Below are 1,116 nucleotides of genomic sequence, written 5' to 3'. Positions count from 1 at the left end.
GATCCCCGAGTGGGGCAAGTTCCGGGTCACCAGCATGGGCGGTGCCGGCCGGCACGACTCCTGGGTCCACTTCAAGTACGGCGGCGAGGGCTGGTCCACCTTCGTCACCAGGATCCCGCTCAAGGCACTGGTCCCCGGACACCGCGGAGCGGCCGACGGCGGTGTTCCGCAGACCTGGAACACCGGCAGCAACGGCTGGAAGACCACCCTCCACGTCGAGGGCCGCAAGGCGCCCATCTACCCGGTCATGGCCGAGGGGGCCGAGGACGGCCACTACCGGCTCCCGGCCTTCCTGCAGACCGACAACGGGGACCGCGAGGTCTTCGTCCACCGCAACGGCTCCGGATACGTGGTCCTGTTCGAGCGGGACACCCTGCCGATGGCCACGTCGACGACCTGGCTCCAGGACGGCTCCCTCGGTCCAACGACCTCATGGTCAAGATGACGCAGTCTCTGATCCCCACCTTCCCCAGCGAGATGGCGACCAACGACCGCCGCTACGAACTCCAGGCGGAGGCCTACGACCGCCTCTCGCTCCTGGTCCACTCGGCGATGCCGGACGAGGCCCGCGGCCCGTACCGGCAGAAGCTGATGCGCACCAAGACCTACCCGGAGGCCCGCCGCGCGCCCCTGAACCGGGCGGTCCTGTTCGACGCCTTCAAGGGAACGCAGTACTCCGACAGCCCGCGCGCGCTGCACGAGGAAATGGTCCGGCGGGGCGTGGACGTCGAGCACCTGTGGGTGGTGCGCGACGACCAGGTGGACGTCCCGCCCACCGCACGCCCCGTCCGCATGTGGTCCCCCGACTGGTACGAGGCCATGGCCCGGTCCAAGTACGTCGTGGCCAACAACCACCTGCCGGACTGGTTCGAGAAGCGCGAGGGCCAGGTCGTCGTGCAGACCTGGCACGGCACCCCGCTCAAGCGCATCGGGCACGACATCGAAGCCGTGCACTTCGCGGACAAGCGGTACCTGGAGCGCGTGGAGAAGGAGGTGCAGAACTGGGACATGCTGGTGTCCCCGAACAGCTTCAGCACCCCGATCCTCAAGCGGGCCTTCCAGTTCCCCGGCGAGATGGTCGAGAGCGGCTATCCGCGCAACGACATCCTGCGCCGC

Annotated in this window: 2 protein-coding genes; both read left to right on the top strand. The window is 68.7% G+C overall.

Features of this window, described 5'->3' with window-relative positions; all coding sequences use genetic code 11:
• The coding region (locus ACFWVD_RS28805) for a hypothetical protein (protein ID WP_379248070.1) at positions 1-445 on the top strand (445 nt) is incomplete at its 5' end.
• The coding region (locus ACFWVD_RS28800; protein ID WP_379248068.1) for a CDP-glycerol glycerophosphotransferase family protein at positions 442-1,116 on the top strand (675 nt) is incomplete at its 3' end. The genes ACFWVD_RS28805 and ACFWVD_RS28800, both read left to right, overlap by 4 nt.

Origin of the sequence: Nocardia sp. NPDC058666 (assembly GCF_042714895.1) — a bacterium.
GTDB lineage: Bacteria > Actinomycetota > Actinomycetes > Mycobacteriales > Mycobacteriaceae > Nocardia.
Note: the sequence above shows the minus strand (reverse complement) of the source record. Positions and strands in the feature narration are given on the sequence as shown.